Raw genomic sequence first — 16,131 nt, forward strand, 5'->3', positions numbered from 1 at the left:
GCCCGCGATGGAAAACCTGGGGTGTCTCAGGCAAACCGCGTCGTGGCTATCGCAGGCAAGCCTCGCTCCTACGGTAATGGGGCAAGGCGCGCAAAATGGCGGATATCTTAAAGCAAAACGGCGGCCAGAGGCCGCCGTTTAGTGCTTTGCCGCGATTTATGCGGCCGCCACCGGTGCGCTTTCGGCAAGCGGTTTTGGCAGCGACGACAGGAAGGCCATGACCAGTGCCGCCACATACGGCAGCGACTGCACCAGCAGCATGGTCACCCAGAAGCGCATGTCGTTGCTCGGCAGGCCGCCCTGCACCAGGTAGATGCCCAGCGCCGCGCCCCACAACAGCAGCATGATGAACAGCTCTTCCCGGGCTTCCGAGATCGCCATCCAGAAGCCGTGGTTGTCGGCGTTCTTCGGCGTGCGGAAGAACGGAATGCTACTGGTGAAGAAGCCGTACAGCACCGCCTTGGCGATGGTGTGGGACAACGCCAGGCCCGCCACGGCCGCGCAGAACGCGTCCTTGAGGTTGACCCCGACCGCCCGGCGGTAGAGGAAGATGATCTTGCCGACCTTGAACACGAACAGCGCCAGGGGCGGGATCGCGAAGATCAGCAACGGCGGATCGACGCGCTGCGGCACGATGATCATCGCCGCCGACCAGAGCAGGGCGCCGAGGGTGAAGAAGATATTCATGCCGTCCGCCACCCACGGCAGCCAGCCCGCGAGGAAGTGGTAGCGCTGGCCACGGGTCAGCTCGGTGTCCTTGCCGCGCAGCAGGCTGGCTGTATGGCGCTTGATGATCTGGATCGCCCCATAGGCCCAGCGGAAACGCTGTTTCTTGAAGTCGATGAAGGTATCCGGCATCAGGCCCTTGCCATAGCTTTCGTGGTAGTACGCCGCCGACAGGCCTTTCTCGAACACCCGCAGGCCCAGCTCGGCGTCTTCGCAGATGCACCAGTCGGCCCAGCCCAGTTCTTCCAGGACCGAACGGCGGGTCATGGTCATGGTGCCGTGCTGGATGATCGCGTCACGGTCGTTGCGGGTGACCATGCCGATATGGAAGAAGCCTTTGTATTCCGCGTAGCAGAGTTTCTTGAAGGTGCTTTCGTTCTGGTCGCGGTAATCCTGCGGCGATTGCACCACGGCGATTTTCGGGTCGGCGAAGTGCGGCACCATGTGCTTGAGCCAGTTGCGATCGACGCAGTAGTCCGAGTCGATCACCGCGATCACTTCGGCGTCCTTGGCGGTGTGCGGGATCAGGTAGTTCAGCGCGCCGCCCTTGAAACCGGCCAGGGGCGCGACGTGGAAGAACTTGAAGCGCGGGCCGAGGGTTTCGCAATAGGCCTGCACCGGCTCCCAGACCGCCGGGTCCTTGGTGTTGTTGTCGATGATCAGGACTTCGAAGTCCGGATAATCGAGGTTGGCCAGGGCATTGAGGGTCTGTTTGACCATTTCCGGCGGCTCGTTGTAGCACGGCACATGGATCGAGACTTTCGGCCGGTAGCTGGAGTCGCCTTCGACCGGCAGGAACTCGCGCCGGCGCTTGTGCACCCAGACCGCCTCGGCCAGTTCATGGGCCTCGGTGAGCAACACGATGAACACCCCGAGCGCACCCAGGGCGAGCAGGAAGCCCACCGTCAGGCTGAACCAGGTGCTGTATTGCTGGCTGTAGTCGTAGCCGATCCACACCAGCACCGAGCCGCAGAGGAAGGCGATGAAGGTCAGGAAGGTCCGCCCGCGCTGGCGCAGGGCCGAGCCGTCGATCATCAGCAGGGTCAGGGACAGCAGCGCCAGGACCACCGAGCCGATGGCCAGCACGCGCCATTGCGGGATCGCCACCACCGGGCCTTCGAAGTTGAATTTCTGCTGGCGCGCGGCGTTGAACACGCCCCAGTAGGCGCCTACCGAGCCTTCGTCGCTGGCCTTCCACGGCTGGTCGAAGGCTTCGATCACGAAGTAGTTGTAGCCCTGGCGGTTGAGCTTGTTGACCAGGTTACGCAGGTAGATCGCCTGGTCCGCCGGGCTGGCGTCGGCGCCGCCACGCATGCGGCCGTTGCTCGGCCAGCCCACCTCGGACAGCAGCAGCGGTTTTTTCGGGAACATCTGTTTCAGGTCGCGGGCGCGGTCGAGGACGAACTGCCCGGCCTTGTCCATTGGGATGGACTCCCAGTAGGGCAGGACGTGGGCGGCGATCAGGTCGGCGTGCTGGGCCAGTTCCGGGTGTTCTTTCCAGACGTGCCACTGCTCGGAAGTGGTGACCGGCACCTTGACCGCGGCCCGCACGCGATCGAGCAGGACGCTCAACTGGTCGGCGGTGATTTCCTTGCGGAAGATCGCTTCGTTACCGACCACCACGCGCACCACGCTGCGCGAGTTGTTGGCGATGTCGATGGCGCGGGTGATTTCACGCTCGTTGCGCTCCAGGTCCGGGCTGATCCAGATCCCGAGGGTCACGCGCAGGCCGAACTCTTCCGCCAGCTTGGGGATGTTCTCCAGCGTGCCGTCGACCGAGTAGGTCCGAATGTTGTCGGTCAGCTTGCTCATGATCTCCAGGTCGCGACGCATTTCGTCGTCGGTCGGGAACTGGTCTTTCTGCGGGAACTGGCCCAGCTGGAAAGGCGAGTAGGAAAAGCCGGAGATTTGTGCAGGCCAATTGGGGGCGGAAACCGGGCGGTTGACCAGTGCCCAGAAGCCGGTGAACAGGGCGGCGATTGCCAGAACCACCACCAGGTTGAGTCCAAATTTACGCGATGACATAGCTATTTCGGGTTCCAAAGGGTGTGGAACGGGGGAACGGTCGGCATGCGCCAAGCGGCGCGCATCCTACACTGGCCTTCGGCTGAGCGTACAGCGCACAGGGGAAAGCCGCAGGTTGGGCAATTCAACTTGATTTAAGTTCTCGGCGACGAAATTTTCAGATTGTTCCCTCATTAAAGCAGCCCCGACTGCCATTCATAGGGCAAAGATGCTCTTGGCGGGCATCGGCCCTATAATGCGCGCCGGTTTTTGGGGTAATGGTCATGAGTACAGAAGATCCGCGGTTTGCTGGCGTCGCCCGGTTGTATGGCATCGAGGGGCTGGAACGCTTGCGCGCCGCCCATGTGGCGATCGTCGGGGTCGGCGGGGTCGGCTCCTGGGCGGCGGAAGCCATAGCCCGTTGCGGCGTGGGCGAGATCTCGCTGTTCGACCTGGACGACGTCTGCGTCAGCAACAGCAATCGGCAGTTGCATGCCCTCGACAGCACGGTCGGCAAAGCCAAGGTCGAGGTCATGGCCGAGCGCCTGCGCGGGATCAATCCGGCCTGCGCCGTGCATGCGGTGGCGGATTTCGTCACCCGCGAGACCATGGCCGAATACATCACGCCGAACATCGATTGCGTGATCGACTGCATCGACAGCGTCAACGCCAAGGCGGCGCTGATCGCCTGGTGCAAACGGCGCAAGATCCAGATCATCACCACCGGCGGCGCGGGCGGGCAGATCGACCCGACGCTGATCCAGGTCTGCGACCTGAACCGCACCTTCAACGACCCGCTGGCCTCGAAAGTGCGCTCGACCCTGCGGCGCGACTACGGGTTTTCCCGCACCGTGACCCGTCACTACAGCGTGCCTTGCGTGTTTTCCACCGAACAGCTGCGCTACCCGAAACCGGACGGCAGCATCTGCCTGCAGAAGAGCTTTGTCGGCGATGGCGTGAAGCTCGACTGCGCCGGCGGTTTTGGCGCGGTGATGATGGTCACCGCGACTTTCGGCATGGTCGCGGCGACCAAGGCGGTGGACAAGCTGGTGGCTGGCGTGCGGCGCCCGGCGGACAGAGTCAAACCCATCTGACGCAATAGATTCCTGTAGCCGCTGCCGCAGGCTGCGATAAGGCCCGAAGGGGCTTCCGGGGGCCTCAAGAGCACGTCTCCTGCGGAGCCGATCGCAGCCTGCGGCAGCGGCTACAGAGATTCGGGTCGGGTAGATCGCGATTGGATCAGTAGTTGCCAGCCAGCTCGCGCATCCGCTGCAATACCGCGTTCAGCCCATTGCTGCGCGACGGCGACAACTGGCGCGACAGGCCCAGCTGAATGAACCAGTCCGGCAAGTCCACCCGTTGCAGTTCCTCGGCGGACAAGCCGTTGACCCGCGCCAGCAGCAGGGCCACCAAGCCACGGATCAGGCGTGCATCGCTGCTGGCGGCGAACTGCCAGTGACCGTCCTGCAAGGTGCCCACCAGCCAGACCTGGCTTTCACAGCCATGCACCCGATTGGCCTCGACCTTGTCGGCGTCGCTCAGCGGTGCCAGGCGTTCGCCCCATTGCATCAGCAAGCGTGCGCGCTGTTCCCAACCGGGAGCGCCCTGAAAGCTGTCGAGGGCGGCCAGGGCCTCGGCGGGCAGGCTCATCGCAACAGCTCCAGGGCCTGATCGAGGGCCTCGAAAAAGCGCTCCAGGTCCTCGGAGTCGTTGTACAGCGCCAGGGATACGCGGGTCGCCCCGGCCAGACCGAAGCTTTTCAGCAGCGGCATAGCGCAGTGATGCCCGGCGCGCACGGCGATGCCCTGTTCGGTCAGCAGGTGAGCCAGGTCGGCGTTGTGCACGCCATCGACCACGAAGCTGACCAGCGCCAGCTGCGGCTTGCCCAACAGGCGCAGGCCTTTGCGGGCCAGCAGGCCGTGCAGCAGGTAGTCGTGCAACGCGGCTTCATGGGCGCTGACAGCGTCCTGGTCGAGACCGCTGAGGTAATCCAGGGTCGCGCCCAGGCCAATCACGCTGGCGATTGGCGGGGTACCGGCTTCGAAACCCAGCGGGGCGGGGCGGAAGCTGGCGTGCTGGTATTCGGCCTGCTGGACCATCTCGCCACCAAACTGCCAGTGACGCAGGCCTTGCAGCGCCTCGGTGCGCCCGTACAGCACGCCGACGCCGTCCGGGCCGTAGAGCTTGTGGCTGGAGAACACATAGAAATCGCAGCCCAGCGCCTGCACATCGTGGCGGCCGTGGACCACGCCCTGGGCGCCGTCGACCACGGTCAGGGCGGCGTGCGCCTTGGCCAGGGCCAGCAGCTGCGGCAGGGGCTGCCAGGCACCGAGCACGTTGGACAGCTGGCTGACGGCCAGCAGCCGGGTGCGCGGGCCGATCAGGCGTGCCGCAGCGTCGAGATCGATCAGGCCGTCGTCGTCCAGCGGCAGGACCACCAGGTTGAGGCCGCGGCGGTGCGCCAGTTGCTGCCAGGGCAGCAGGTTGGCGTGATGCTCCAGGGCGCTGATGACGATTTCGTCGCCCGGGTTGAATTGGTGTTCCAGGCCATAGGCCAGGAGGTTCAGCGCGGAGGTCGCGCCGTGGGTAAAGATGATCTGCCCGCTGTCACCGCTGTTCAGCCACTGCGCCACCTTGTGTCGGCTGTTCTCGAACGCCTGGGTGGCGTGAGCGCCGGGCAGGTGCTGCGCGCGATGCACATTGGCCGCGCCATTGGCGTAGTAGTGCGCCAGGGCGTCCAGCAGGGCTTGGGGTTTTTGCGTGGTGGCGGCGTTGTCCAGATAGGTCTGGTCCTGCCGTTGCAGGGCGGCGATGGCCGGGAAGTCGGCACGCCAGGGAGAAGGAATCATCATGCTATCGGGCCCTGGTGAACATGGGCGGGTATACGCCGGACCTGTAACCGGTAGGAGCGAGGCTGCCCGCCAAGGGGGCCTCGAGGCAGCCCAAAGCTTTGCGGGCCAGCCTCGCTCCTGCAGGTAGAGGTGCGTGACGCTTAGTTGTGAGCGTGCAGCGCTGCGTTCAGTTCGATGGCCGATTTGTGGGTCTTGCACTCCACGGCACCGGTCTCCGAATTTCGACGGAACAGCAGGTCAGGCTGGCCGGCCAGTTCGCGGGCCTTGACCACCTTGACCAGCTGGTTGTTCTCGTCCAGCAGCGCCACCTTGGTCCCGGCGGTCACGTACAGGCCCGATTCCACGGTGTTGCGGTCGCCCAGCGGGATACCGATACCGGCGTTGGCGCCGATCAGGCAGCCTTCGCCGACCTTGATCACGATATTGCCGCCGCCCGACAGGGTGCCCATGGTCGAGCAACCGCCGCCCAGGTCCGAACCCTTGCCGACGAATACGCCAGCGGACACCCGGCCTTCGATCATGCCCGGGCCTTCGGTGCCGGCGTTGAAGTTGACGAAGCCTTCGTGCATCACGGTGGTGCCTTCGCCGACATAGGCGCCCAGGCGGATACGCGCGGCGTCAGCGATGCGCACGCCGGCCGGTACCACGTAGTCGGTCATTTTCGGGAACTTGTCCACCGAGAACACTTCCAGCAGCTCGCCGCGCAGGCGGGCTTCCAGCTGACGCTCGGCCAGTTCGCCGAGGTCCACCGCGCCCTGGTTGGTCCAGGCCACGTTCGGCAGCAACGGGAAGATCCCGGCCAGGTTCAGGCCGTGCGGCTTGACCAGGCGGTGGGACAGCAGGTGCAGCTTCAGGTAGGCCTCCGGGGTGGAGGTCAACTGGGCGTCTTCGGCCAGCAGGGTGGCGACCAGCGGCTTGTGGCTCTCGGCCAGGCGGGTCAGCAGCGCGGCCTGGGTGGCGTCGATGCTTTTCAGGGCGTCGGCCAGCTCTGCGGCCTGGGTGGTGGTGAAGGTGATGGCCTGGTTGCCTTCGCTGTAACCCAGCACCGGGGCGATGGCGGCAACGATTTCCGCGGACGGCTTGAGCAGGGGCGCGGCGTAAAACACTTCCAGCCATGCGCCTTGACGGTTTTGAGTGCCGACACCAAAGGCCAGGCTGAACAGGGTAGTGGACATGCTGTTACCTCTTACAAAATTGAGCGGGCAGGCGTTATTTGATTTCTGCCGCGTAGATATCGGGCTTGAAGCCAATCAGGGTTCGGTCGCCGAGATCGAGCACCGGGCGCTTGATCATCGAGGGTTGCGCGAGCATCAGTTCGATCGCTTTCGCCTGGTCGAGATCGGCTTTGCGTTCGTCGTCGAGTTTGCGAAAGGTCGTGCCCGCACGGTTCAGCACCACCTGCCAGCCGTGCTCGTTGCACCACTGGGCCAGGTGTTCGCGGTCGATTCCGGCCGCTTTGTAGTCATGGAAGTCATAGCTGACAGCGTGTTCATCGAGCCAGGTGCGCGCCTTTTTCATGGTGTCGCAGGCTTTGATGCCGAAAAGGTGCAACGTTTTGCTTGAAGCGGTCAAGGAATTGCCCCCTTTTGAGATGCTGGAGTTAAAGGTCACGGATTATGCCATGCCCGCGCCGGTTCGGCGTCGGCGAAGGCCCGGCTTTGTAGCTTTGTGTGACAGCGGCATGGGCCGCTTGCGACTTTTGTGCAGCGGCGAGGCCCCAGCTTAAGCGGCTAATATGGCACTTCGACGGTAACCTGTTGCCTGAAGTCCGCTGCTGATCGATTGGGAAAACCGCTTTATGCAAACCGCTTATACCGTCCTTATCCTGCTGATGCTGGTGAGTCTCTCGCGGCTGGTCGGAAGGGTGATTCCGTTGCCGTTGCCGCTGCTGCAGATCGCCGCCGGGGCGTTGCTGGCCTGGCCCACCCTGGGGCTGCACGTGGCCCTGGACCCGGAATTGTTTCTGTTCCTGTTCCTGCCGCCGCTGCTGTTCTCCGATGGCTGGCGCATGCCCAAGCGCGAGCTGTGGCGCCTGCGCGGGCCGATCCTGACCCTGGCCGTGGGCCTGGTGCTGTTCACCGTGGTGGGGGCCGGTTATTTCATTCACTGGTTGCTGCCGACCATTCCCTTGCCGGTCGCCTTCGCCCTCGCGGCTGTCTTGTCGCCGACCGACGCCGTGGCGGTCTCGGCGATTTCCCAGAACCGCCTGCCGACGCCCTTGATGCACATGCTGCAGGGGGAGGCGCTGATGAACGACGCCTCCGGCCTGGTGACCTTCAAGTTCGCCCTGGCGGCGGCCGTGACCGGGGTGTTTTCCCTGGCCAATGCCAGCCTGACTTTTGTCCTGGTGGCCGTCGGCGGCCTGGCGGTCGGCGTGGCCCTGAGCTGGCTGGTGGGGCGCTTGCGAGCCTGGATGATCGCCCGCGGCTGGGACGACCCGGCGACCCATGTGGTGTTCATGCTGTTGCTGCCGTTCGCCGCCTACGTGCTGGCCGAGCGCCTGGGAGCCTCGGGCATCCTCTCGGCGGTGGCGGCGGGGATGATGCAGAGCTGGCTCGATCTGTTGCCCCGGCAGACCAGCACGCGCTTGCTCAACCGCAGCGTCTGGTCGCTGCTGGAGTTCGCCTTCAACGGCCTGATCTTTCTGCTGTTGGGCCTGCAACTGCCGGACATCATCAAGGCCGTGGTCAGCCACGAAACCACCTTGTGGCCGACCCTGTTCTATCGCTGCCTGGATGTGGGAGCGATCTTCCTGGTATTGCTGGTGCTGCGGTTCATCTGGGTGCAAAGCATCTGGCGCCTGTCCGGCCTGTTGCGCCGCTGGCGTGGCAAGGGCGAACTGACCCTGGTGCCGACCGCGCGCTCCTGCTGGTTGCTGACGGTGGGCGGGGTACGCGGGGCGGTGACCCTGGCGGGCGTCATGTCGGTGCCGCTGTTGCTGGGAGCGGGCGAGGCTTTTCCCGAGCGCGACCTGCTGATCTTCATTGCCGCCGGGGTGATCCTGCTGTCGCTGGTGGCCGCCTGTATCGCCTTGCCGCTGTTACTGCGGGGCATCCAGAAGAGTCCTGATGAGAAGCGGCATGCCGAAGTGCGTGACGCCTGGCGCAAAACCGCCGAGGCGGCGATCCATGCCCTGGAGGCCGAGGAAGTGGCCGATGGGGCCAGCTCGCCGGATGCGGCCCAGGCGGCGCTGGCCACCGAACTCAAGGGGCGGCTGATGTCGGAGTATCGCCATCAACTGGAGGTGTTCAACGATTCCGCCGAGGCCCAGGCGCTGGCGTTTCAGATGGACTTGCTGGAGCGCAAATTGCGTTTGAAGGCGCTGCGGGCGCAGCGGCTGGAGTTGTATCGGTTGAGCCGCCAGCACCAGATCGGCGACGACGTGTTGCGCGAGGTATTGGGCGAGCTGGACCTCAGCGAGGCCAATCTGGGGCAGGTGAAATAACGTCGGTCTGCTTGTAGGAGCGAAGCTTGCTCGCGATGAACGATAACGCGGTGTATCAGTTGTACGGCGTCGTTTCTATCGCGGGCAAGCCTCGCTCCTACAGGGGGGGAGTTACTGGCGGCGCAACACGAAATCGCGGATCCGCTCGGCGGCTTCCACGCATTCGGCCAATGGCGCCACCAGGGCCATGCGCACCCGACCGGCTCCCGGGTTGCTGCCGTCGACGTCGCGTGACAGGTAGGAGCCCGGCACTACGGTCACATGTTCCTGTTCGTACAGGTCGCGGCAGAACGCCGTGTCGTCGCCCGCCACGTTCGGCCACAGGTAGAAGCTGCCGTCCGGGCGCTGCACGTCGAGTACCGGCGCCAGGATCTCCAGCACCGCATCGAACTTCTCGCGATACAGCGCGCGGTTGGCGCGCACATGCACTTCGTCGTTCCAGGCGGCGATGCTGGCCAGCTGGGTCTGAACCGGCATGGCGCAGCCATGGTAGGTGCGGTACAGCAGGAAGCCCTTGAGGATCTCGGCGTCGCCGGCGACGAAGCCGGAGCGCAGGCCCGGCAGGTTGGAGCGCTTGGACAGGCTGTGGAACACCACGCAACGCTTGAAGTCCTGGCGTCCCAGCTCGGCACAGGCGCTGAGCAGGCCGGGTGGCGGGGTCTGCTCGTCGAAGTACAGCTCGCTGTAGCACTCGTCGGCGGCGATCACGAAATCGTACTGGTCGGCCAGGGCGATGAGTTTCTTCAGGGTTTCGATCGGGATCAGCGCGCCGGTCGGGTTGCCCGGCGAGCACAGGAACAGGATCTGGCAACGCTGCCAGATCTCGGCTGGTACCGCGTCGAAGTCCGGATTGAAGCCGTTTTCATCCAGACACGGCAGGTAGTGCGGCTTGGCGCCGGCGAGGAAGGCCGCGCCTTCGTAGATCTGATAGAAGGGGTTCGGGCTGACCACCAGTGCGTCGTCGCCACGGTTGACCACGGTCTGGGTGAAGGCGAACAGCGCCTCGCGGGTGCCGTTGACCGGCAGCACATTGCGCGCCGGGTCGATCCAGCCGTCGGGCACGCCAAAACGCCGTTCGCACCAGCTGGCGATGGCTTCGCGCAGGGCTGGAAGCCCCAGGGTCGTCGGATACACGGCCATCTGGTCGAGGTTATTGGCCAGGGCCTCGGCGACAAAACTCGGCGAGCGGTGCTTGGGTTCGCCGATGGACAGTGCGATAGGGCGCTTGGCCGGGTTGGGCTGGACGCCGCCGAGCAGGGCGCGGAGTTTCTCGAACGGGTAGGGCTGCAGCTGGTTCAGAGCGTTGTTCATCGGTGCGGTGTCTCACTCAAAGCGGGTCGTGGCGCGTGGTCAGAAGCTCAGGCGCGTCAAGGCGGTAGGCGGTTCGTGGCTGACGCTCAGCTGTTCGACGATGGCGTCCTGCAGTCGGCTGCACAGCTGGGGATCGGACAGTTGCTGGTTGTGCGCGTCGGTAATGAAGAACACGTCTTCCACGCGCTCGCCCAGGGTGGCGATCTTGGCGTTTTGCAGCGACAGGTCGAACTCCAGGAAGATCTTGCCGATACGCGCCAGCAGGCCGGGGCGATCGGGAGCGCTCAGTTCGAGCACGGTGACCGGGCGCTGGGCATCGTTGTGGATAGTCACTTGCGGCGGGAACGCGAAGTGCTTGAGCTGACGCGGTACTCGACGCTGGATGATGGTCGGGTAGTCGTCAGGATTGCGCAGGGCCTCGGTAAGGCCGTCGCGGATCTGTTTGACGCGTTGCGGGTTGTTGCCGATCGAGCCGCCGTCATTGTCGAGCACGATATAGGTGTCGAGGGTGAACTGGCTGCTCGAGGTGATAATCCGGGCGTCATGGATGTTCAGGTTCAACTGGTCCATCGCGGCCACGGTCACAGCGAAGAAGTCGTGCTGGTCCGGGGCGTAGATGAAGATCTGCGTGCCACCCTCGAATTCGCGCTGGGTGGTTTCCTTGATCAGCACCAGCGGGCCGCCGTCGGCCGGCTGCTGGAGGATCGCATCGCTGTGCCAGGCCACATCGCCGGCGGTGTGGCGCAGGAAGTAGTCGTCACCCAGTTGCGCCCAGAGCTGCTCGACGTCGTCCGGGTCGGTGCCGGCGCGGACCAGAATGTCCAGGGCCGCGCTTTGCGTCTGGCGGATCTGCTCTTCGCGGTCCACCGGGTTTTCCAGGCCGCGGCGCAGGGCGCGCTTGGTCTCGGTGTAGAGCTGGCGCAACAGGCTGGCGCGCCATGAGTTCCACAGCGTCGGGTTGGTCGCGTTGATGTCGGAAACCGTCAGCACGTAGAGATAGTCCAGGCGGGTCTGGTCGACCACGACCTGGGCGAAGTCATGGATGACTTGCGGGTCGGACAGGTCCTTGCGCTGGGCGGTGGTCGACATCACCAGATGGTTCTGCACCAGCCAGACGATCAGGCGCGTGTCCCACAGCGGCAACTGGTGGCGGATGCAGAAGGCTTCCGCGTCCACGGCGCCGATATCCGAGTGGTCACCGTGCCGGCCCTTGCCGATGTCGTGGTAGAGCCCGGCCAGGTAGATCAACTCGGGCTTGGGCAGCTTGGCCATGAGCTTGCTGGCCAGCGGGAATTTCTCCGAAACCTGGGTGTACTGCAGTTTGCGCAGGTGTTTGATCAGGTTCAGGGTGTGGGCGTCGACCGTATAGATGTGGAACAGGTCATGCTGCATCTGCCCGACGATATGGCCGAACTCCGGCAGATAACGCCCGAGAATGCCGTAGCGATTCATCCGCCGCAGGTTGCGGTGGATGCCGATCTCGCACTTGAACAGCTCGATGAACAGGCTGGTATTGCGAATGTCGTGGCGGAAATCGTCGTCGATCAGGTGGCGATTTTCGCGCAGCAGGCGAATGGTGTCGGCGCGTACGCCCTTGATCTCCGGGTGCTGGGCCATGAGCACGAAGATTTCCAGCATGGCGAACGGCGTACGGCGGAACACGTTGGCGTTGATCGCCTCGATGTAGCCGTCGTGCAACTGGAAGCGCGAGTTGATCGGCTGCGGCGGCGCTTCGTCTTCCGGGGCGAGGATGACTTCCTCGAAATGCTGGATGATCAGGTCGCTGAGCTGGGCGATGCTCATCACCACCCGGTAGTACTGCTGCATGAAGCTTTCGATGGCCTGCTTGGCATCGTTGCCCTCGAACCCCAGCAGCTTGGCGATCGAGCGCTGGTGATCGAACAGCAGGCGGTCTTCGGCACGCCCGGCGAGCATGTGCAGGGCGTAGCGGACTTTCCACAGGAACTCCTGGGACGAGGCCAGCAGCGCGTTCTCGCTTTCCACCAGGAAACCTTCGCCGGCCAGGGCCCGCAGGTTCAGCGTGCCGTACTGGCGACGGGCGACCCAGAGGATGGTCTGGATGTCCCGCAGGCCGCCGGGCGAGCCTTTGACGTTGGGTTCCAGGTTGTATTCGGTATCGTTGTACTTGTGGTGCCGGGCTTTCTGTTCGGCGCGCTTGGCCAGGAAGAAGTCCTTGCTCGGCCACATGTGCGCCGTGCTGGTGACGTCGAGCATGCGCTGGCGCAGGCGTTCGGGGCCGCAGATGGTGCGGCTTTCCATCAGGTTGGTAACCACCGTCAGGTCGGCGCGGGCCTCTTCGGCGCATTCTTCCACCGAGCGCACGCTTTGCCCGACTTCCAGGCCGATGTCCCAGAGCAGGGTCAGGAAGCGTTCGATGGAGTCGCGGAAAATCTCGTGGTCGGCGCTGTCCAGCAGGATCAGCAGGTCGATGTCCGAGTAGGGGTGCAGCTCGCCGCGACCGTAGCCGCCGACCGCCACCAGGGCGATGTCGGCGTCGTCGCTCCAGTCGAACTGGTCCCAGGCCTTTTGCAGGATGTTATCGACGAACCAGGCGCGGTCCTCGATGAGCCGGCGGATATCCCGTCCGCTGCGAAAGCGCTCGTCGAGCACTTCACGTGCCTGACGAATGGCTTTCTTGAAGGCAGCGATAGGGCTTGCCTTCAGGGCCAGTTCCGCCTGGAACTGGCCGCGGTCGAACAATTCGGGATCCACCTGCGGCATCGATTGGCTTTCCTTTCTATCTATAGGTCAGGGCGCAGCTGCGTGGATCAGGCCGAGACGCGCGCGATGGTGTCATCGCTGCGCAGGGTGAAGATCTCGTAGCCGGTCTCGGTCACCAGCAGGGTGTGTTCCCACTGCGCGGAGAGCTTGCGGTCCTTGGTGATCGCGGTCCAGCCGTCGCCCAGCACCTTGGTGTCGGCCTTGCCCTGGTTGATCATCGGCTCGATGGTGAAGGTCATGCCGGCTTTCAGTTCCATGCCGGTGCCGGCGCGGCCGTAGTGCAGGATCTGCGGCTCTTCGTGGAACACCTTGCCGATACCGTGGCCGCAGAACTCGCGCACCACCGAGAAACCGTTCTTTTCAGCGTGTTTCTGGATGACTTCGCCGATGTCGCCCAGGCGGCAGCCCGGCCTGACCAGTTCGATGGCCTTGTACATGCATTCCTGGGTGATCTGCGACAGGCGCTCGGCCCAGACCGGCACGGTGCCGACGTGGAACATGCGGCTGGTATCGCCGTGGTAGCCATCCTTGATGACGGTGACATCGATGTTCAGGGTGTCGCCATCCTTCAGCGGCTTCTCGTTCGGGATGCCGTGGCACACCACGTGGTTGATCGAGGTGCAGATGGACTTGGGGAAACCCTTGTAATTCAACGGCGCGGGAATCGCATGCTGCACATTGACGATGTAGTCGTGGCAGATGCGGTCCAGCTCTTCGGTGGTCACGCCGGGTTTGACATGCTCGGCAATCATTTCCAGCACTTCGGCGGCCAGTTTGCCGGCGACACGCATTTTTGCGATGTCCTCGGGAGTTTTGAGGGTGACGGTCATACAGGCTCTCTTGACGCTCAGTGGCGCGGATAAACACGGAATGGCTTGAAAACGGTGCATCGAAGGCTGAACCCGCTGTGGGGTCGCCGCGCTTTCAAAAGCCTCAAAGGTGCGATTCTAACAGAGCCCCGGGGCAAATCTGAGGCTCTGTGCGTCGCTTCTTTCTATAACAGTGGAGCATTCTGGCCCGATTCCAAGGGGGGAGCAAAAAAGCCCTCCGGGGGAAATGAGAATCCGGGTTCCGTTTTTACCCTTCTTGTGGTATAAAATGCGCCGCTTTCCGGGGATGCCCTGAAAAGCCTAAACCCACACACGTGTCGACACGATGACCTGGGTGCCCTCAGCACAAGCTGTTGGTTGGTCATTGGGATACGTGGAGGCCTAACCCGACTTATTAAGGAACTATCATGTCCCAAGTCAACATGCGCGATATGCTGAAGGCCGGTGTGCACTTCGGTCACCAAACCCGTTACTGGAATCCGAAAATGGGCAAGTACATTTTCGGCGCGCGTAACAAGATTCACATCATCAACCTTGAAAAAACCCTGCCAATGTTCAACGAAGCTCTGACTTTCGTAGAGCGTCTGGCCCAGGGCAAAAACAAGATTCTGTTCGTCGGCACCAAGCGTTCCGCTGGCAAGATCGTTGCTGAAGAAGCAGCACGTTGCGGTTCGCCGTACGTCGATCACCGCTGGTTGGGCGGCATGCTGACCAACTACAAGACCATCCGTGCTTCCATCAAGCGTCTGCGTGACCTGGAAGTTCAGTCGGAAGACGGCACCTTTGCCAAGCTGACCAAGAAAGAGGCGCTGATGCGCACTCGCGATCTGGAAAAGCTGGATCGTAGCCTGGGTGGTATCAAGGACATGGGCGGTCTGCCTGACGCACTGTTCGTGATCGACGTTGACCACGAGCGCATCGCGATCACCGAAGCCAACAAGCTGGGCATCCCGGTCATCGGCGTTGTCGATACCAACAGCAGCCCGGAAGGCGTTGACTACATCATCCCAGGCAACGATGACGCCATTCGCGCCATCCAGCTGTACATGGGTTCGATGGCTGACGCCGTGATCCGTGGCCGCAACAACGTTGCTGGCGGCACCGAAGTATTCGCTGAAGACGCTCCAGCGCCGGCAGCTGAAGCCTGAGTAACTGACGCTTAGCGTTTACTCAGTACGCAAAAAGGGGGCTTGGCCCCCTTTTTGCCACCTCGGAAATCATTTACCGATGGCGCCCCTGCAGTTCTTGTCATGTGTGGCGGCTATCAAGGGTTTTCGAGAGCGCAGCTCAAGAATTGATCGCCCGTTGAGTCGGGTGGAATGGTTGAAAACCTATCCAAGAGGAATTTGAAAATGGCAGAGATTACTGCAGCGTTGGTTAAAGAACTGCGCGAGCGTACCGGCGAAGGCATGATGGACTGCAAGAAAGCCTTGACCAAGGCTGGCGGCGACATCGAGAAAGCCATTGATGACATGCGTGCTTCGGGCGCCATCAAGGCTGCCAAGAAAGCAGGCAACATCGCTGCTGAAGGCGCCATCGCCATCAAGGACGACGGTAAAGCCGCCGTTCTGCTGGAAGTCAACTCGCAGACCGACTTCCTGGCTCTGCAGGACGACTTCAAGGCATTCGTCGCTGCCAGCGTGGAAAAAGCTTTCGCTGACAAGCTGACCGATGCCGCTCCGCTGATCGAAGCTCAAGAAGCCGATCGTCTGGTCCTGGTTGGCAAGACTGGCGAGAACGTCAACATCCGTCGTCTGGCTCGCGTTGAAGGTGACGTGGTCGGTACTTACCTGCACGGTAACAAGATCGGTGTTGCGGTTGTCCTGAAAGGCGGTTCCGTGGAACTGGCCAAGGACATCGCCATGCACGTGGCTGCAAGCAACCCTGAGTTCCTGCTGCCATCGCAAGTTTCCGCTGAAGCCATCGAGCGCGAAAAAGCCGTGTTCCTGCAGCTGAACGAAGACAAGATGAAAGGCAAGCCAGCCGAAATCGTTGAAAAAATGATCGGTGGTCGTATCAGCAAGTTCCTGGCCGAAGCCAGCCTGGTTGAGCAGGCTTTCGTCAAGGATCCAGAAATCACCGTAGGTGCCCTGGCCAAGAAAGGCGGCGCAGAAATCGTTTCGTTCACCCGCTTCGCGGTAGGTGAAGGCATCGAGAAGAAAGAAGACAACTTCGCTGAAGAAGTTGCCGCGCAACTGGCTGCTGCCAAGCAACAGTAAGA

The 16,131-nt window shown here is 63.0% G+C and carries 12 protein-coding genes; 4 read left to right on the forward strand and 8 right to left on the reverse strand.

Annotated features, from left to right (window positions below):
- Window positions 1–156: 156 nt before the first annotated feature.
- Complete coding sequence (locus CXQ81_RS08210; RefSeq protein WP_101336954.1) at window positions 157–2,751, reverse strand: glycosyltransferase; 2,595 nt, start codon at window positions 2,749–2,751, stop codon at window positions 157–159.
- A 263-nt stretch (window positions 2,752–3,014) separates the two neighbouring features.
- Between CXQ81_RS08210 and tcdA the strand changes: the two genes are divergently transcribed.
- Window positions 3,015–3,824 (forward strand): tRNA cyclic N6-threonylcarbamoyladenosine(37) synthase TcdA, encoded by an 810-nt coding sequence (gene tcdA / locus CXQ81_RS08215; RefSeq protein ID WP_178081050.1) that lies wholly within the window; start codon window positions 3,015–3,017, stop codon window positions 3,822–3,824.
- Between the two features lie 145 nt (window positions 3,825–3,969).
- Here the strand turns inward: tcdA and CXQ81_RS08220 are convergent, their stop codons facing one another.
- From CXQ81_RS08220 to CXQ81_RS08235, 4 genes are all read right to left on the reverse strand, one after another.
- Window positions 3,970–4,380, reverse strand: coding sequence for a SufE family protein (locus tag CXQ81_RS08220; protein ID WP_101336956.1), 411 nt, complete (start codon window positions 4,378–4,380; stop codon window positions 3,970–3,972).
- Window positions 4,377–5,582 carry an aminotransferase class V-fold PLP-dependent enzyme gene (locus CXQ81_RS08225; protein ID WP_101336957.1) on the reverse strand — a complete coding sequence of 402 codons (1,206 nt, stop codon included), beginning with the start codon at window positions 5,580–5,582 and terminating at the stop codon, window positions 4,377–4,379. The genes CXQ81_RS08220 and CXQ81_RS08225 overlap by 4 nt, the downstream gene beginning before the upstream one ends.
- A gap of 140 nt (window positions 5,583–5,722) precedes the next feature.
- The gene (gene dapD / locus CXQ81_RS08230; protein WP_007924084.1) at window positions 5,723–6,757 is read right to left on the reverse strand and encodes a 2,3,4,5-tetrahydropyridine-2,6-dicarboxylate N-succinyltransferase; all 1,035 of its coding nucleotides are present in this window, start codon (window positions 6,755–6,757) and stop codon (window positions 5,723–5,725) included.
- 34 nt (window positions 6,758–6,791) lie between these two features.
- Window positions 6,792–7,100, reverse strand: a complete 309-nt coding sequence (locus CXQ81_RS08235) for an arsenate reductase (protein WP_238437447.1) — start codon at window positions 7,098–7,100, stop codon at window positions 6,792–6,794.
- Between the two features lie 280 nt (window positions 7,101–7,380).
- Here CXQ81_RS08235 and CXQ81_RS08240 point away from each other — a divergent pair, with 280 nt between their 5' ends.
- Window positions 7,381–9,027, forward strand: coding sequence for a Na+/H+ antiporter (locus tag CXQ81_RS08240; RefSeq protein WP_087091377.1), 1,647 nt, complete (start codon window positions 7,381–7,383; stop codon window positions 9,025–9,027).
- Window positions 9,028–9,138: 111 nt separating this feature from the next.
- Here the strand turns inward: CXQ81_RS08240 and dapC are convergent, their stop codons facing one another.
- Genes dapC through map form a run of 3 tightly spaced genes read right to left on the reverse strand, consistent with a single transcriptional unit; the run spans window position 9,139 to window position 13,910 of the window.
- A complete protein-coding gene (gene dapC / locus CXQ81_RS08245) occupies window positions 9,139–10,338 on the reverse strand; it encodes a succinyldiaminopimelate transaminase (RefSeq protein ID WP_101336958.1) in 1,200 nt (399 codons plus the stop codon).
- Between the two features lie 39 nt (window positions 10,339–10,377).
- Entirely contained in the window at window positions 10,378–13,080 is a 2,703-nt protein-coding gene (locus tag CXQ81_RS08250) for a [protein-PII] uridylyltransferase (protein WP_087091379.1), read from the reverse strand.
- Between the two features lie 47 nt (window positions 13,081–13,127).
- The gene (gene map, locus CXQ81_RS08255) at window positions 13,128–13,910 is read right to left on the reverse strand and encodes a type I methionyl aminopeptidase (protein WP_007924079.1); all 783 of its coding nucleotides are present in this window, start codon (window positions 13,908–13,910) and stop codon (window positions 13,128–13,130) included.
- A gap of 407 nt (window positions 13,911–14,317) precedes the next feature.
- Here map and rpsB point away from each other — a divergent pair, with 407 nt between their 5' ends.
- On the forward strand, window positions 14,318–15,058 hold the full coding sequence (gene rpsB, locus CXQ81_RS08260; protein ID WP_007924078.1) for a 30S ribosomal protein S2: 741 nt from the start codon (window positions 14,318–14,320) through the stop codon (window positions 15,056–15,058).
- A gap of 204 nt (window positions 15,059–15,262) precedes the next feature.
- Window positions 15,263–16,129, forward strand: coding sequence for a translation elongation factor Ts (gene tsf / locus CXQ81_RS08265; RefSeq protein ID WP_009042383.1), 867 nt, complete (start codon window positions 15,263–15,265; stop codon window positions 16,127–16,129).
- Window positions 16,130–16,131: the final 2 nt, after the last annotated feature.

The organism is Pseudomonas sp. 09C 129, from assembly GCF_002843625.1.
Lineage (GTDB): Bacteria > Pseudomonadota > Gammaproteobacteria > Pseudomonadales > Pseudomonadaceae > Aquipseudomonas > Aquipseudomonas chlororaphis.

Excerpts from the sequence above, each read along its gene's own strand:
- CXQ81_RS08210 (WP_101336954.1), bottom strand. The coding sequence starts at position 2,751 with ATGTCATCGCGTAAATTTGGACTCAACCTGGTGGTGGTTCTGGCAATC.
- tcdA (WP_178081050.1), top strand. The coding sequence starts at position 3,015 with ATGAGTACAGAAGATCCGCGGTTTGCTGGCGTCGCCCGGTTGTATGGC.
- CXQ81_RS08220 (WP_101336956.1), bottom strand. The coding sequence starts at position 4,380 with ATGAGCCTGCCCGCCGAGGCCCTGGCCGCCCTCGACAGCTTTCAGGGC.
- CXQ81_RS08225 (WP_101336957.1), bottom strand. The coding sequence starts at position 5,582 with ATGATGATTCCTTCTCCCTGGCGTGCCGACTTCCCGGCCATCGCCGCC.
- dapD (WP_007924084.1), bottom strand. The coding sequence starts at position 6,757 with ATGTCCACTACCCTGTTCAGCCTGGCCTTTGGTGTCGGCACTCAAAAC.
- CXQ81_RS08235 (WP_238437447.1), bottom strand. The coding sequence starts at position 7,100 with ATGAAAAAGGCGCGCACCTGGCTCGATGAACACGCTGTCAGCTATGAC.
- CXQ81_RS08240 (WP_087091377.1), top strand. The coding sequence starts at position 7,381 with ATGCAAACCGCTTATACCGTCCTTATCCTGCTGATGCTGGTGAGTCTC.
- dapC (WP_101336958.1), bottom strand. The coding sequence starts at position 10,338 with ATGAACAACGCTCTGAACCAGCTGCAGCCCTACCCGTTCGAGAAACTC.
- CXQ81_RS08250 (WP_087091379.1), bottom strand. The coding sequence starts at position 13,080 with ATGCCGCAGGTGGATCCCGAATTGTTCGACCGCGGCCAGTTCCAGGCG.
- map (WP_007924079.1), bottom strand. The coding sequence starts at position 13,910 with ATGACCGTCACCCTCAAAACTCCCGAGGACATCGCAAAAATGCGTGTC.
- rpsB (WP_007924078.1), top strand. The coding sequence starts at position 14,318 with ATGTCCCAAGTCAACATGCGCGATATGCTGAAGGCCGGTGTGCACTTC.
- tsf (WP_009042383.1), top strand. The coding sequence starts at position 15,263 with ATGGCAGAGATTACTGCAGCGTTGGTTAAAGAACTGCGCGAGCGTACC.